The following is a 15,411-nucleotide window of genomic DNA, read 5'->3' as shown; positions in this document are numbered from 1 at the left end:
AGCCTAATCCAGCTCGGCGAGCACTTCGTTGAGGGCTTCGGTCGTCGAGGGGTGCGTCCAGATGCCGTCGCGCAGCTTCGACGCCGAGACTCCGCCTCGCATCGCCAGTGCTACCAGGTTGACGAGCTCTTGCGCATCGATCGTCCAGAGCTGGGCCCCGAGCACCAAATCGGTGTCTGCATCGACGACGAGGGTGATGCGCCCTGCCGTGTTCGCGACCGCCTTGGGCCTCGGCATCGCGGCGATCTTCGCGACCGGCTTCGTTGCCACGCGCACGGCGTGCCCTGCCTCTCGGGCGGCGTCGGCCGTGAGACCGACAATCCCCAGCGGCGGATGCATGAATGTGGTGGTCGGCACCGCCGTGCGATCTGCGCGAGTGTGCTCGGGCTCGCGGCCGAGCAGCTGCGGCAGCACGATGCGGTGGTCGTCGTACGAGACATAGGTGAACTGCGGCCCGCCGTTGACATCGCCGACGGCCCACACCCCTTCGACGCTCGTGCGCAGCAGGTCGTCGACCGCGATCGCGCCCCGCTCGTCGGTCTCGACGCCGGCAGCCTCGAGCCCGAGGCCTGAGGTGGCAGGTGTGCGGCCGATCGCGAAGAGCACCGCGTCTGCCGTCACAGCGGAGCCGGTGTCGGTCTCAAGCCGCACGCCGTCGTCTTCTTCGCTGCCCTCGACAACCATGGTGTCGTGCAGCACCTCGACGCCCTGCTCACGCAGCCGCTGCTCGACCTCGGCCGAGAGCTGCTCGTCGTGCTCTGGCAGCAGGCGTGCTCCGCGGTCGATCAGCGTCACCCGAGAGCCGAACAGCGCGAACATGGTGGCGAACTCGAGCCCGATCGGGCCTGCGCCGACAATGGCCAAGTGATCGGGAAGCGGATGCACGCCCTGCGCAGTCGTCGAATCGAGCACACGAGGCGATCGAGGGTCGAGCCCGGGCACATCAGCCTGACGCGACACAGCACCCGTGCCGATCACGAACCTGTCGGCGGTGACCGTGAGGAGGTCGTCGCCCGCCGTCACCTCGATCGTGCGCTCACCCGAGAATCGAGCACGGCCCATGACGACGACCGCCTGCTCGTGCTGCTCGACCATCGTGCGGTTGACGCCGTTGAGCTTGGCGATGAGCGAATCGCGACGCTGCTGCGCGGCATCGAAGAACGACTGCGGGTCATCGTCTGCGCGGCGCCCGCCGGCATCGTGCAGCAGCGTCTTCGTGGGGACGCACCCGATGTTGATGCACGTGCCGCCGACCATCGCATCCGACTGCTCGACGATCACGACCCGCGTGCCGCCGGCCGCCAGCTTGGCTGCGATCGTCTTGCCGGCCTTGCCCCAGCCGATCACCGCCACGTCTGCGTGCATCGTCTCGGTCTGCATGGCCCGGAGTCTACCGTTCGAGCTGCTCCACGACCTCGGTTCCGGAGCCGTCGTCGGTGAACACCTCGAGCAGCATCGAGTGCTCGTCGCGGCCGTCGATGATCGCAGCCTTCGGCACGCCGCCGCGCACTGCGTCGAGGCACGCCTGCATCTTGGGGATCATGCCGCTCGCCAGCGACGGCAGAATGCGCTCGAGCTCGGCCGCATCGAGCGACGAGATGAGCGACGACCGGTCGGGCCAGTTGGCATAGAGGCCCTCGACATCGGTCAGGATGACGAGCTTCTCGGCCTGCAGCGCGATCGCGAGCGCACTGGCCGCGGCGTCGGCGTTGATGTTGAGCGAGTCGCCCGGGTGCTCTTCGTCGGGTGCGACCGAGGAGATGACCGGAATCAGCTCGGCATCGAGCATGCGCCGAACGCGCGACGCGTCGACCGACACGACGTCGCCAACGTGACCGAGGTCGACCGTCTCGCCGTCGACCTGCACGGTCTTGCGCCTGCCGGTGAACAGCCCCGCGTCTTCGCCCGAGACCGACGCCGCGAGCGGCCCGTGCCTGTTGATCAGCGACACGAGCTCGCGAGAGACCTGGCCGGTGAGCACCATGCGCACGACGTCCATCGCCTCGCGAGTCGTCACGCGGTACCCGCCCCTGAACTCGGACTCGATGCCGAAGCGCTCGAGCGCACTCGAGATCTGAGGCCCGCCGCCGTGCACCACGACCGGCAGGATTCCCACGTGTCGCAGGTAGACGACGTCCTCTGCGAACGCGCGCTGCAGCTCGGGCGACACCATCGCGTTGCCGCCGTACTTGATGACCATCACGGTGCCGCGGAAGCGCTCGAGCCACGGCAGCGACTCGATCAGCGTGAGGGCCTTGCCCTTCGCGGCCTCGCGGCTAACTGGAGTACGCGGAATTCTCGTGGACATAGTCGTGAGTCAGATCGTTGGTGAGCACGGTGGCGGTCTCGTCGCCCGCGTGGAGATCGATGAGGATGTGCGTCGCGCGGGGCGTCAGATCGACCTCGTCGCGAGGCCGGTCGGGGCCGCCCTTGCGGCAGAGGCGCACGCCGTTGAACGAGACGTCGACGTCGTAGGGGTCGAATGCCGCATCGGTCGTGCCGATCGCGGCGAGCACGCGGCCCCAGTTCGGGTCATTGCCGAAGATCGCGGTCATGAGCAGGTTCGAGCGCGCGCACGAGCGGCCCACGGTCACGGCGTCGTCTTCGCTCGCGGCGCCGACGACCTCGATCGTGATGTCGTGGCTGGCTCCCTCTGCATCGAGCTGCAGCTGCTGCGCGAGATCAGCGCACACCGCAGTGATCGCCTCGGTCAGCGCGGCTTCGCTCGGCGTCTCGCCGCTCTCGCCGCTCGCCAGCAGCGTCACGGTGTCGTTGGTCGACATGCAGCCGTCGGAGTCGAGGCGATCGAACGTCACGCGAACGGATGCGCGAAGCGCCTTCTCGAGCACGTCCGGCGCTGCGACGGCGTCGGTGGTCAGCACCACGAGCATCGTCGCAAGTCCTGGCGCCAGCATTCCCGCGCCCTTCGCCATCCCGCCGACCGACCATCCGTCTGCCTGGTGCACCGACTGCTTCGAGACGGTGTCTGTCGTGCGGATCGCGTCGGCTGCGGAATCGCCGCCGGCCGCATCGTCGCTCAGTGCCTCGACCACGGCAGGAACACCCCGCTCGAACGACGCGATCGGCAGCTGTTCGCCGATCAGGCCGGTCGAGCAGACGAGCACGTTCATGGCGTCGAGTCCGAGTTCTGTCGCAGTCAGCGCGGCAGTGGCTTCGGTCACGCGGTAGCCCTCGTCGCCCGTGAAGCAGTTGGCGCCGCCCGCATTCAGCACGACCGCGCGCACGTCGCCGGCCGCTGCGACCTTCTCGCTGAAGAGCACCGGATTCGCCTTCGCACGGTTGCTCGTGAACACCGTGGCCGCGGATCGGGCCTCGCCGCGATTGACGACGAGGGCCAGGTCGCGTCCGCCGGAGTGCTTGAAGCCGGCTTCGACACCGGCGGCCGCGAACCCGCGGGGAGCTGTGACGCTCACGGCGCGATCCCGTCTGCAGACAGCCCCAGGTGCTCATCGAGCCCCAGGGCGATGTTCGCCGACTGCACTGCAGCGCCGGCGGTGCCCTTGCCGAGGTTGTCGATGGCGCACATCGCGATGACGGTGCCGGCCCGCTCGTCGACGGCCACGCCGATCAGCGCCTGGTTCGATCCCACGACGTCGCTCACCTGGGGAACCTGCCCCTTGGGCAGCACCGTGACGAAGTCCTCGCCGTCGAATGCCCCGCGCCAGATCGAATCGACTCGCTCAGCAGCCACGCCTTCGGCAAGCGGTGCCACGACCGTCGCCAGGATGCCGCGTGACATCGGCACGAGCACAGGTGTCATGGTCAGGCCGATCTCGGCGTCGGTGACCGTGCGCCAGTTCTGCTTGATCTCGGGGATGTGCCTGTGTCCCGCCACAGAGTATGGGCGAGCGTTGCCCATCAGCTCGGCCGCCAGCAGATTCGTCTTCGCCGTTCGCCCGGCGCCGCTCGGTCCGACCGCGAGCGTCGCGACGATGTGCTGGGTGTCCACTAGGCCCGCCTCGATGCCGGGAATCATCGCGAGCGTCACCGCTGTCGCGTTGCATCCGGGAACCGCGATGCGGTTGGCGCTGCGCAGCGAACGACGCTGCTTGCCGTCGGCAGTCTCGAGCTCGGGCATGCCGTACGGCCAAGCGGGAACCGCCTCGGTGCCGTAGTAGTCGACCCAGTCCTGAGGGTCTTCAAGACGGTGGTCGGCACCGCAGTCGATGACGAGCGTGTCTTCGCCCAGCTGTTCGGCAAGCTCGGCCGAGTGACCGTGCGGCAGCGCCAGGAACACGACGTCATGGCCGGCCAGACGCTCGGCCGATGTCTCCATGAGACCCAGGTGCGAGAGCGAGCGCAGATGCGGGTGCACGTTCACCAGCGGCTCGCCCGCTCGCGAGTGCGCAGTGACTGTGGCCACCTCGAGTTCAGGATGAGCTGCGAGCAGACGCAGCAGCTCTCCGCCTGCGTAGCCGCTTGCTCCTGCTACGGCAACGGAATACACCATGGGTTCTCCTAAGCGCGAAGTGTCGCGCCGAAGCGCGCTTCTGCCGCGGCGACGCCTGCGAGCTTCGCAGCAGACGCCTCTTCGGCCTTCAGGGTTCGGTCGGCCGCGCGGAAGCGCAGCGCGAATGTCAGTGACTTCTCGTTCTCTGCCAGGCCGGCACCGCGGTAGTCGTCGACCAGTGTGATCGACTCGAGCAGCCCACCGGCGCCCTCCCTGACCACGGCGAGCACGTCGCCAGCAGGAATCTCGCTCGCGACCGTCAGCGACAGGTCTTGTGTGGCTGCCGGCACTGCGGCGATCTCGCCCGGAGCGAGGGATGCGCGCCGCAGCTGCTCAAGCAGGTCGAGATCGATCTCGCCGACGATCACCGTCTGCAGCGCGTGCTCCTTGGCGACCGCCGGAAGCAGCTCGGCCGCGTAGCCGACGACGGCTTCGCCGACCGTCAGCTCTGCAGTGCGGCCCGGGTGCGTCCATGAGCGCTGCCCCTGGCGCACGCCGAACTCGGCACCGGCGGCCCGTGCGGCAACGCGCAGCAGGTCGATCGCATCCGCCAGATCGTACGCCGCAGCCGGCTGGCCGGGCTGCTTCGGCGTGCGAGCACCCGTCAGCGCGATGCCGACGTGTTTCGGCTGCTTCGGAAGGTTGTCGAGCTGCTCGAGCGTCGCTGCATCGGGTCGCTGCGCCGCCGAAGGCAGCTCAGCCGTTCCGTGCTCGCCCGAGGGCAGGAACACCGTGCCGACCTCGTAGATCGCAGCATCGGTGAGCCCTCGGGCGACGTTGCGCGCAAGCGCCTCGACGAGCCCTGCGGTCAGACCGGTGCGAAGCCAGCGTCGCTCGTTGTCGAGCGCGTTCGACAGCTCGGCAGCGGGTTCGCCCGTCATGTCGATCTGAGCCCGCGACATGAACGGAGCAAGCAGCACCTGCGTGGCACCTGCGGCGGCGAGCTGGCGCTCGACTTCGCGACGGATGCGCTGGCTCTGCGTGTAGCCGCGGCCTGCGGGAGGCACCGGCAGCAGGGATTCGATGCGGTCGAAGCCGACGATGCGGGCGACCTCTTCGACCAGCTGCTCTGGACCAGTCAGGTCAGGGCGCCAGGCAGGAGGCGTCACGAGCCAGCCGCTCTCGGTGTCGGCGACGTCTGCGCCGATCGCCTCAAGAGCCTGGCGCTGCTCGGCATCGGTGTATGCGATGCCCATGATGGCAGGCGCCTTCTGGCGATCGAGGCTGATGGCGACCGTCTCGGGAACGTCGATCTCTGCGATGCCGCCCAGCGCATCCGCTGTTCCGCCCGCGAACTCGACGAGCAGCTGCACCGCGCGCTCGGCTGCCGCCTCTTGGATGGTCGGGTCGATGCCGCGTGCGTAGCGCTTCGACGCTTCGCTCGGCAGACGGTGCCTGCGGGATGAGCGGCCGATCGTGACCGGCTCGAACCACGCCGACTCGATCAGCACGTTCTGCGTCTGGTCGGTGACCTCGGTCGTCGCGCCGCCCATGACGCCGGCGATGCCGATCGGGCCCGACTCGTCGGTGATCAGCAGGTCTTCGGTGCTCAGCTTGCGCTCGCTGTCGTCAAGCGTCGTGATCGTCTCGCCGGCGCGGGCGCGGCGCACGGTGATGCCGCCCGTCAGCTGGTCGGCGTCGTACGCGTGGAGCGGCTGCCCCAACTCGAGCATGACGTAGTTCGTGACGTCGACCGCGATCGAGATCGAGCGCATGCCTGCGAGGGTGAGTCGCTGCGACATCCAGGCCGGCGTCGGAGCGAGCGCATCGATGCCTCGAACCGAGCGCGTGATGAAGCGCGAGCAGCCGACACGGCCGCGAACGGGTGCGTCGTCGGCGAGCGTCACGGTGTAGCCCGAGCCGCTGCCGGTCTCGATGAGCGCGGGGTCGGTGAACGCGGCGCCCGTCGAGTTCGAGAACTCGCGCGCGATGCCGCGCATGCTGAGCGCGTAGCCGCGGTCGGGCGTCACAGCGACTTCGACCGCGACCTTGTCGAGGCCGAGCAGGGCCTTCGCGTCGTCGCCGGGAGCCGCGTCGTAGCCCATCTCGTTCAGGCGCATGATGCCGTCGTGGTCGCTGCCGAGACCGACTTCGCGAGAGGAGGCCATCATGCCGTCGGAGACATGGCCGTACGTCTTGCGGGCCGAGATCTCGAAGCCGCCGGGCAGCACTGTGCCGGGCAGGGCAACAGCCACGAGGTCGTCGACCTCGAAGTTGTCGGCGCCGCACACGATGCCGCGGGGCTCTGCCTCGCCAACATCGACCTGCACCCAGCGGATGATCTTGCCGTTCTTCTGCGGCTCGCCGACGAACTCGAGCACGCGACCGACCGTCAGCGGCCCGCGCACGTCGCCGCCGTGGATCGCCTCGTCTTCAAGGCCCACGTTCACGAGCGCTTCGAGCACGCTCTCAGGAGTCGCGTCTGCTGGCACTTCGACGTAGTCGGCAAGCCAGTCAAGGGGAATCCGCATCTAGATCACCATTCCGAACTGCTGTGAGAAGCGAACATCGCCCTCGATCATGTCGCGCATGTCAGAGAGCTGGTAGCGGAACTGCAGCGAGCGCTCGATGCCCATGCCGAATGCGAAGCCTCGGTACTCGTCGGGGTCGACGCCGGCCGCGCGGAGCACGTTCGGGTTGACCATGCCGCAGCCGCCCCACTCGACCCAGCGAGGTCCGCCGCGCATGCCCGGGTGCCAGACGTCCATCTCGGCGCTCGGCTCGGTGAACGGAAAGTGGTTGTTGCGAAGCCGGATGCGCGCATCCGCCCCGAACATCGCCTTGGCGAGGTGCTCGAGGGTTCCGCGGAGGTGCCCCATGTTGAGGTCGCGGTCGATCGCGAGCCCCTCGATCTGCGTGAACACCGGAAGGTGCGTCGCGTCGACGTCGTCGGTGCGGAACACGCGACCGGGCGACACGACATACACGGGCAGGTCACGGGTCAGCAGCGACCGGATCTGCACGGGGCTGGTCTGCGTGCGCAGCACGAGGTGGCTGCCCTCGGGCTCGACGTAGAAGGTGTCGGACTCGCTGCGGGCGGGGTGGTCGGGGTCGACGTTCAGCGCGTCGAAGTTGTACCACTCGTGCTCGACCTCGGGCCCCTCGGCGACTTCCCAGCCCATGCCGACGAACACATCGCTCATCTCTTCTTGCATGAGGGCGAGCGGATGCCGTGCACCGGAAGCCAGTCGCTGCGGAAGCGCCGTCACGTCGATGAACTCGGCCTCGAGCTTTGCCTGCTCTTCGGCTGCCGCGACCTCGACGGCCCGATCGGTCAGGGCCTGCCCGACCTGCTTGCGGCCGCCGCCGATGGTTGCACCGGCGTCCTTCCGCTGCTCGGGCGCGAGCGACTTGAGCGACGCGTTGAGCTTCGCAAGCTCGGAGTCAGGACCATTGTGGGCGGCTTTGGCCGCTTGCAGTTGCCTGCTGGTGGTTGCCGCATTGATCTCAGCGAGCGCTCGGCTCACGGCGGACTCCACCTGCTCGGCGAGAGTGAGAGATGACACAAGCATCTATCCTAACGACCGCCAGCGGGCGGCGTGCCGGTGATTCGGTGACTGGTTGGGGAATCGCGCTAGCCGCCGGCCTGCGAGTGGCCGGTCTGATCGTCGGTGCCGACGTCTTGCGCGGCCATCATCTGCGTGTCGGTGGCTCCGCCCGGGTTGCCCGGGTGGTGCGCTGCGACCTTGACCTTGACCTTGACCGAGCGGCTTGTGCGCTTCTGCACGGTGTGGGCAAGCCACGACAGCAGCAGACAGAGAATGATGTAGATCGCGCCGATGATCAGGATCGACGGAATGATCGGGTTGCCGAGTGTGGTCTGCGACATGAGGTAGCGAGCGTAGTACAGCAGCTCGTTGTATGTGATGACGAACCCGAGGGCTGTGTCTTTCAGCGTCACGACGAGCTGCGCGATGATCACGGGCATCATCGCTCGAACTGCCTGCGGCATGAGGATGAGGTTCATGACCTGACGGCTCGTCATGCCGATCGCGAAGCCGGCTTCGCCCTGGCCCTTCGGCAGCGACTCGACGCCGGCACGGAATACTTCTGCAAGCACAGAGCCGTTGTAGGCGATCAGCGCGATGACGACTGCCGCGAACGACGACATCGGCACGCCGATGGAGCCGAAGCCGTAGTACAGCAGCATCATGAGCACGAGCACGGGGATGGCCCGCAGCACCTCGGTCACGACTGTGGCCGGGATGCTCAGCACCCGAACGGTGGAGAGGCGTGCGACCGCGAGCAGGAATCCGAGCACGAGTGCGCCGACAGCAGACAGGACGAACGCGCTGAGCGTGCGCAGCAGCGCAAGGCCGATGTTCTGCCAGATGAAGGGGTAGGTGAAGGCCTCCCACTTCTCGGCCGAGAACTGGCCGGAGTCGGCAAGCCGGAAGATGGTGAAGGCGAACGCGGCAAGCACGACGACAACGACGAGACCGCCGAGAATGCGGTTGCGGGCGATTGCCTTCGGGCCCGGAACGTCATACAGAACAGAGGCGCCACCGCTCATCGGGCCACCCTCCACTTCTTCTCGAGATATCGCTGGACGCCGCTGAGGGCAAACACCATGACCACGAACACGAGCGCGACCCAGAGCAGCACGACCATCGCGTTCTCACCGCGCTCGGAGAGATACGCGCGGATGGAGCCGAGGTTCATGATCGAGAACCCTGCTGCGACCGTGGTGTTCTTGAGGAAGGCGATGATGACGCTCATCATCGGAGGGATCACGCTGCGGGCCGCCTGCGGAAGCACGATGTGCCCCATGACCTGCGTGAAGCTCATGCCGACGGCACGAGCTGCTTCAGCCTGGCCGACAGGCACGGTGTTGATGCCGCTTCGGAGCGTCTCTGCAACGTACGTCGCTGTGTACAGCCCGATCGCGAGAATGCCGAGCAGTCTCAGGTCTCGGATCTCGAACACGACCGGAACAGCGAAGGCGAAGACGAAGAACATGAGCGTCAGCGGGGTGTTGCGCACCAGGTTCACATAGGCGGTGCCGACCCATCGCGCAATCGGGATGGGCGAGACGCGCATGGCGCCGACGATGAATCCCAGCACCAAGGCGATGATGAGTCCGAAGAAGAAGATCTGGAGCGTGCCGACGGTTGCGTCGACCCAGAGATCCCAGTTATCGGTGATGACGCCCATTGGCGCGCTCCTCCAGTTGGTGCGGGGTTGAGATGAATCTGCGGTGCAAGTCGGGGCGGCAGCGCTCTGCCGCCCCGACTCTCACTTGCTAGTAGCGGTCGACAGCGGGCTGCTCGCCCTCGACACCGGTCTCGCCGAGGTTGGCGTCCCAGATTGCCGTCCAGGTCTCGCCGCCCTCTTCGAGCGCCGTGTTCAGGAAGTCACGGAATGCGTCGTCGCCCTTGGGGACGCCGATGCCGTAGATCTCTTCGCTGAAGGTGTCGCCGACGGTCTTGAGCGTGTCGGGCGACTGCGCTGCGTAGCCGAGCAGGATCAGGGCGTCGGTGGTGACTGCGTCAGCCGAGCCGTCTTCGATCTTGGCAACACACTGCGAGTAGGTGTCGAACTCCTGGATTTTGGCCTCAGGGTAGTTCTCGCGGATGTTCTGGATCGGGGTCGAGCCGGTTGCCGAGCAGACATTGGTACCTGCGAGGTCGTCGGGTCCGTTGATCGAGTCGTTGTCAGCAGCGACGAGGAGTCCCTGGCCTGTGATGGCGTAGGGGCCTGCGAAGTCGATCTGCTCCTTGCGGGAGTCGGTGATCGAGTAGGTGCCGACGTACATGTCGATGTTGCCGTTGACGAGCTCCTGCTCGCGGTTGGCCGACGGGATCGCCTTGAACTCGATCTGGTCTTCGCCGAAGCCGAGCTCTGCTGCCATCCAGCGCGCGATGTCGACGTCGAAGCCGGTGCGCTCGCCCGTGGCTGCGTCGAGGTAGCCGAGACCCGGCTGGTCTTCCTTGACGCCGATCACGATCTGGCCGGCCGACTGCATCGCCTCGAACGTGGCCGAGCCCTCGATCGTCACGTCTTCAGCCACGGTCCAGGGCTGGTCGCCGTTGTCGCCGCCGCCTCCGCCCGCGCATCCTGTCAGGACCAGTGCCGCTGCGGCACCAGCTGCCGCCATGGCGGCAAAACGTCGCTTCATCATCGTTTACTCCTTTGTGGGGTGATGGGTCTTCTTGAGTGGTCAGTTGGTGATGAGCTTCGAGAGGAAATCCTGCGCCCTCGAAGTCTGGGGGTTCGTGAAGAACTCGTCGGGCGTCGACTCCTCGACGATCTCGCCGTCTGCCATGAACACGACACGGTCGGCGGCCTTGCGAGCGAAGCCCATCTCGTGCGTGACGACGACCATCGTCATGCCCTCCTTGGCGAGCTCGATCATGACGTCGAGGACCTCGTTGATCATCTCGGGGTCGAGCGCGCTGGTCGGCTCGTCGAAGAGCAGCGCCTTTGGCTTCATCGCCAGGGCGCGCGCGATCGCGACGCGCTGCTGCTGGCCGCCGGAGAGCTGCGCGGGGTACTTGTCGGCCTGGTGGCCCACGCCGACGCGGTCGAGCAGACGGCGGGCGTCTTCTGCGGCCTCGGCCTTGGGGATCTTCTTGACCTGGATGGGCCCGATCATGACGTTCTCGAGGATCGTCTTGTGCGCGAAGAGGTTGAACGACTGGAAGACCATGCCGACGTCGGCGCGGAGCTTCGCGAGGCCCTTGCCCTCTTTCGGGAGCACGTTGCCGTCGATGCGGATCTCACCGTCGGTGATGGTCTCAAGACGGTTGATGGTGCGGCAGAGGGTCGACTTGCCGGAGCCCGAAGGGCCGATCACGACAACGACTTCGCCTTTGCTCACCGTGAGACTGATGTCTTTGAGCGCGTGGAATTCGCCGTAGTGCTTGTTGACGTGCTCGACCTCGATGACAGGGATCATGCTGACAGTAAACCCTAGGTTTCGTCTCTTTGCTGACAGCGCAGGCACAATCGTGACCGAATGGTTGTCATCTCGCGGGAGGGGAGAACTCCCCTCCCGCGAGGCTGGTGCCCTCAGCGAGCGGCGAACGCGCTCTGATAGAGGCAGACCGCAGCTGCGGTCGCGAGATTCATCGACTCGGCTCTGCCGAAGATCGGAACCCGCAGCGTGACGTCTGCGAGGTCGCGCGTCGTGTCGTCGAGCCCGCGAGCCTCGTTGCCGAACACCCAGGCGTGCGGCTGCTCGAACGCCGCCGTCTGCTCGCGCAGATCATCGCCCGAGACGTCTGCTGCGATGACCTGTATGCCGAGTCGCTTCACGGCCGCGATGGCGTCGATCGTGGTGACCTCGACTGAGTGCACCATGTTGAACAGTGATCCTGTGGTCGCGCGGACGACTTTCGGGTTGTACACGTCGACGGACTCAGCCGTGACGATGACGGCGTCGAAGCCCGCTGCGTCGGCGACCCGGATGATGGTGCCGAGGTTGCCCGGGTCTCTGACCTCGTGCAGGATCACGACACGTGATGCTCCTTCGAGGGCATCGTCGAGGGTCTTCGGAAACTGACTGGCGACTGCGACGAACCCCTGCGGAGTGCGCGTGTCGGCCATCCGTGCAAGTGCTTCTTCACTGACTTCGACGTACTCGGCGTCGCTGTGCTGCATGAGCGCAGGGTGCTTCTCGGCACCGGCTTCTGTGAAGAACACCTCGTGCACGCGCGCATCCGCTGCGACGGCCTCGCCGAGCGCCTGTGGCCCCTCAAGCAAGAACAGCCCGGTCTCGGACCGGGCTGTTCTCGTCTTGAGCTTTGCCACCTCGCGCACTCTCGGGGAGCGCGGAGACGACAGCACGACTACTCGCTCTTCGGAGCGGAGGTGTCGGCGGGAAGCGCTGCCTTCGCCTTGGCGACCAGGGCGGCGAACGTGTCTGCGTCGTTCACTGCGAGGTCGGCCAGGATGCGACGGTCGACCTCGACGCCTGCCAGGCCGAGGCCCTGGATCAGACGGTTGTAGGTCAGGCCGTTGGCGCGTGACGCAGCGTTGATGCGCTGGATCCAGAGGCGACGGAACTCGTTCTTCTTCGCGCGACGGTCGCGGTATGAGTACTTGAAGGAGTGTGTGACCTGCTCCTTCGCCTTGCGGTACAGGCGTGACCGCTGTCCGCGGTAGCCCTCTGCGCGCTCCAGGATTGTGCGACGCTTCTTCTGGGCGTTTACCGCCCTCTTTACTCGTGCCATTGTTCTCTCCTATAAACCTGTGTGAAGCGTCTAGCTGCTGAGCAGCCGCTTGATGTTCTTGGCGTCAGCGGGTGCAACCACCTTGTCGCGGTTAAGACGACGGGTCTGCACCGACGACTTCACCTCGAGGTTGTGGCGCATGCCCGACTGCTGCTTGCGGATCTTGCCGCTGCCGGTCACCTTGAATCGCTTCTTCGCACCGGAGTGCGTCTTCTGCTTTGGCATTGTTCTTCTCCTACTGGGAATCGCCGGAGCTGGGCTTCGGCTTCGGGCTTGCGGGCTTGGCTGAAGGCTTGGCGGCCGGCCGGTCTGCGGGCTTGGCCACAGGCTTGGGGGTCGATCCGCCAGCAGGCTTGGCCGCGGGCTTGGGTGTCGCCTTGGCGACGGGCTTCACCGGAGCCGCTGCCGACTTGCTGTCAGCTGCCGCGCGCGGCTTCTTCTCGGCCGCTGCGGGCGCCGGCTTCTGGCCGGTCGTGGCGGTCGACTTCGGTGCTGCAGCTGCAGCGGGCTTCTTGGCGGCCGGCGCGGACGCCGACTTCGGTGCTGACGCAGCGCTCGACTTCTTCTCTGCGGCTGCAGCAGGAGCCGTGCTCGGCTTCTTCTCAGCGGCAGGGCGTGCCGAAGCGACCTTGGCCGCCGCAGAAGCGGTGGTCTGGTTGCGCTTGACGTCGAACGTCGCATCTACCTTGGCCGCGGGGCGCTTCGCACGCTCAGCCTCAGCCTCGGCCTGGTGCGCAGCCTTGTTCTCGGCGGCTTCGCGACGCTTCTCCTGCTGGCGGTTGCGCTGCACCTTGCGTGCCTCGTTGATCTCGGCACGTGCATCGGACTTCGAGCGCAGCGGGCCGACGATCATCGTCATGTTGCGTCCGTCGATCGTCGGGCGCGTCTCTGCGGCACCGAACTCAGCGACGTCTTCTGCGAAGCGCTGGAGGAGCTTGACGCCCATCTCGGGACGCGACTGCTCGCGGCCGCGGAACAGGATCATCGCCTTGACCTTGTCGCCAGCCTGGAGGAATCCCTCGGCGCGGCGACGCTTGGTCTCGTAGTCGTGCTCGTCGATCTTCAGACGGAATCGCACCTCTTTGAGCACCGTGTTCGCCTGGTTGCGACGTGCCTCTTTGGCCTTCTGCGCCTGCTCATACTTGAACTTGCCGAAGTCCATGATCTTGGCCACCGGCGGGCGCGATCCCGGGGCGACCTCCACGAGATCGAGGCTGGCCTCCCGTGCGAGACGGAGCGCAACATCCACGGCCACGACGCCGACCTGTTCGCCGCTGGGGCCGACAAGACGTACTTCGGGGACTCTGATGCGCTCATTGATGCGGTGGTCGTCGCTGATAGCGTGCTCCTTAAATCTGCTTGGTACAAAGCAAAGCGGAGCATCAACCACACCCTTGGCATCTGATGAAGATGCACCTGCCGCGAGCGGCGGGGCGTTCGGAACCCGGTAACCTTGAGTCGGTTGCGGGTGGGAGTGACTCCTCTTCGCCGGACAAATGCCCGGTAACCTGCAAGATACTACCAGGCAACTTGGCTTTGGCCAAGAGCGACCACGAGCGGAGAAGCATGAGCGACGAGCAGCTGAACGGGAACGACGAGGCCAGAGACATCGCAGATGTGCCGGCAGTGGAGCTGATCAACACGGTTGCCGTGCACCTCCTCAGCGCAGCTGCGGTGAAGGTCGGCCTCGCCGACAGCCCCGAGACGCAGACGGATCTCGACGAGGCGCGCAAGCTGATCAACGCGCTCGCAGGCCTCATCACGGCCGCTGCGCCCGAGGTCTCGAGCTCGCACGCCGCTCCCCTGCGCGACGGCCTGCGCTCGGTGCAGCTCGCCTTCCGCGAGGCTTCGCACCACCCCGATGCGCCCGGCAAGGGCCCCGGCGAGAAGTACACCGGCTCAGTCATCTGAGCCGGGGCCGCTCGTCAGGCTCGAAGCCCGGCGACGCGGCTTCCGGGAGGAAACTGCACGTCGAGCCCGCTCTCGCCCAGCGGGTAGAGGCTCACCTTGATAGACGCCGCATGCAGCGCGACAGGCTCTGCCTGACCGAGCGCCGCCACGAACGCAGGCAGCTCGCTGCGCGTCTCGGCCTCGTCACCGGTCACGAGCACGATGAGGATCTCGGGTCCGCGAAGCATCGACTGCGGATCCCCCGGCACGACCGCCATCGCGGCGACCGTCTGCAGCTGCGTCGCCGCGAGCCCGATCGCCTCCATCACATCGGCGCGGGCGTAGGCAGGGCTCCAATCGCGCTCGGCCGCCATGGCACGAAGGACGGGAGCGGTGAGCACGAGCTCGGTGTCGGTGCCGCCGTCGATCACGACGCGCTGCGCATCGTCTTCGAGCGCCGCGAACACCACGCGCTGCACCGAGGCCGGCACCGGCCGCGACTTGGGATTCCACGCGCTCATGGCTGCCGCATTCGAGAAGACCGGCAGGATGGGCGCTCCGTCAGGGCCTTCGACCGTGGGGATCGAGAGCTCCTGCGACTTGTCGACGAGCTTGCCCGCAGGCGTGTGCCCGGTCTCGCCAGCCTCGGCCACAAGCGGAATCAGGAGCCGCTGGCCGGCGAGGGACGCGACCGCCCGTGCCAGCGCATCCGTCTCTGCTGCCTTGTCGCCCTGCGCGCGCAACGCTGCCATCGCAGCTGCGAAGCCGGCCGGAATCGAGCCGTCGTCGTCCTTGTACTCGGTGTCGTGGTGGTTGAAGGTGCGCCCCTCCCAGGGAAACCCTGCGGAGTCGGCGTCTCTGTCTGCACCGGACAAG

The 15,411-nt window shown here is 66.8% G+C and carries 16 protein-coding genes; 1 reads left to right on the top strand and 15 read right to left on the bottom strand.

Annotated elements, in window-relative coordinates:
- Positions 1–3 precede the first annotated feature (3 nt).
- The 14 genes from CZ674_RS12605 to infC all read right to left on the bottom strand — a co-directional run bounded on the left by CZ674_RS12605 (position 4) and on the right by infC (position 14,035).
- Positions 4–1,380 (bottom strand): dihydrolipoyl dehydrogenase family protein, encoded by a 1,377-nt coding sequence (locus CZ674_RS12605; RefSeq protein WP_200810109.1) that lies wholly within the window; start codon positions 1,378–1,380, stop codon positions 4–6.
- Between the two features lie 10 nt (positions 1,381–1,390).
- Positions 1,391–2,308: an acetylglutamate kinase gene (argB, locus tag CZ674_RS12600; RefSeq protein ID WP_086992872.1), complete on the bottom strand. Its 918-nt coding sequence runs from the start codon at positions 2,306–2,308 to the stop codon at positions 1,391–1,393.
- Positions 2,277–3,434: a bifunctional glutamate N-acetyltransferase/amino-acid acetyltransferase ArgJ gene (gene argJ / locus CZ674_RS12595; RefSeq protein WP_086992871.1), complete on the bottom strand. Its 1,158-nt coding sequence runs from the start codon at positions 3,432–3,434 to the stop codon at positions 2,277–2,279. Before argJ ends, argB begins: the two co-directional genes overlap by 32 nt.
- Entirely contained in the window at positions 3,431–4,471 is a 1,041-nt protein-coding gene (gene argC, locus CZ674_RS12590; protein WP_086992870.1) for an N-acetyl-gamma-glutamyl-phosphate reductase, read from the bottom strand. The genes argJ and argC overlap by 4 nt, the downstream gene beginning before the upstream one ends.
- A gap of 8 nt (positions 4,472–4,479) precedes the next feature.
- Positions 4,480–6,942, bottom strand: a complete 2,463-nt coding sequence (gene pheT / locus CZ674_RS12585) for a phenylalanine--tRNA ligase subunit beta (protein WP_086992869.1) — start codon at positions 6,940–6,942, stop codon at positions 4,480–4,482.
- The gene (gene pheS, locus CZ674_RS12580) at positions 6,943–7,977 is read right to left on the bottom strand and encodes a phenylalanine--tRNA ligase subunit alpha (RefSeq protein ID WP_407640223.1); all 1,035 of its coding nucleotides are present in this window, start codon (positions 7,975–7,977) and stop codon (positions 6,943–6,945) included.
- Between the two features lie 68 nt (positions 7,978–8,045).
- A complete protein-coding gene (locus CZ674_RS12575; protein WP_086992867.1) occupies positions 8,046–8,984 on the bottom strand; it encodes an amino acid ABC transporter permease in 939 nt (312 codons plus the stop codon).
- Entirely contained in the window at positions 8,981–9,625 is a 645-nt protein-coding gene (locus CZ674_RS12570; RefSeq protein ID WP_086992866.1) for an amino acid ABC transporter permease, read from the bottom strand. The genes CZ674_RS12575 and CZ674_RS12570 overlap by 4 nt, the downstream gene beginning before the upstream one ends.
- 88 nt (positions 9,626–9,713) lie before the next feature.
- Positions 9,714–10,592, bottom strand: coding sequence for a glutamate ABC transporter substrate-binding protein (locus CZ674_RS12565; protein ID WP_086992865.1), 879 nt, complete (start codon positions 10,590–10,592; stop codon positions 9,714–9,716).
- Positions 10,593–10,631: 39 nt separating this feature from the next.
- Positions 10,632–11,369, bottom strand: coding sequence for an amino acid ABC transporter ATP-binding protein (locus tag CZ674_RS12560; RefSeq protein WP_086992864.1), 738 nt, complete (start codon positions 11,367–11,369; stop codon positions 10,632–10,634).
- A 113-nt stretch (positions 11,370–11,482) separates the two neighbouring features.
- The gene (locus CZ674_RS12555) at positions 11,483–12,259 is read right to left on the bottom strand and encodes a TrmH family RNA methyltransferase (RefSeq protein ID WP_086992863.1); all 777 of its coding nucleotides are present in this window, start codon (positions 12,257–12,259) and stop codon (positions 11,483–11,485) included.
- 2 nt (positions 12,260–12,261) lie between these two features.
- On the bottom strand, positions 12,262–12,645 hold the full coding sequence (gene rplT, locus CZ674_RS12550; protein ID WP_086992862.1) for a 50S ribosomal protein L20: 384 nt from the start codon (positions 12,643–12,645) through the stop codon (positions 12,262–12,264).
- Positions 12,646–12,675: 30 nt separating this feature from the next.
- The gene (gene rpmI, locus CZ674_RS12545) at positions 12,676–12,870 is read right to left on the bottom strand and encodes a 50S ribosomal protein L35 (protein WP_086992861.1); all 195 of its coding nucleotides are present in this window, start codon (positions 12,868–12,870) and stop codon (positions 12,676–12,678) included.
- Between the two features lie 10 nt (positions 12,871–12,880).
- Entirely contained in the window at positions 12,881–14,035 is a 1,155-nt protein-coding gene (gene infC / locus CZ674_RS12540) for a translation initiation factor IF-3 (protein WP_086992860.1), read from the bottom strand.
- Between the two features lie 176 nt (positions 14,036–14,211).
- On the opposite strand from infC, the gene CZ674_RS12535 reads away from it, so the two are divergent.
- Positions 14,212–14,556 (top strand): DUF1844 domain-containing protein, encoded by a 345-nt coding sequence (locus CZ674_RS12535; RefSeq protein WP_086992859.1) that lies wholly within the window; start codon positions 14,212–14,214, stop codon positions 14,554–14,556.
- Between the two features lie 14 nt (positions 14,557–14,570).
- Here the strand turns inward: CZ674_RS12535 and CZ674_RS12530 are convergent, their stop codons facing one another.
- On the bottom strand, positions 14,571–15,410 hold the full coding sequence (locus CZ674_RS12530; protein WP_086992858.1) for an SseB family protein: 840 nt from the start codon (positions 15,408–15,410) through the stop codon (positions 14,571–14,573).
- Between the last annotated feature and the right edge of the window lies 1 nt (position 15,411).

It is taken from the genome of Agrococcus casei LMG 22410 (genome assembly GCF_900163565.1).
In the GTDB taxonomy this organism is placed as follows: Bacteria; Actinomycetota; Actinomycetes; order Actinomycetales; family Microbacteriaceae; genus Agrococcus; species Agrococcus casei.
The sequence above is the reverse complement of the archived record's forward strand: the minus strand, read 5'-3'. Positions and strand labels throughout refer to the sequence as shown.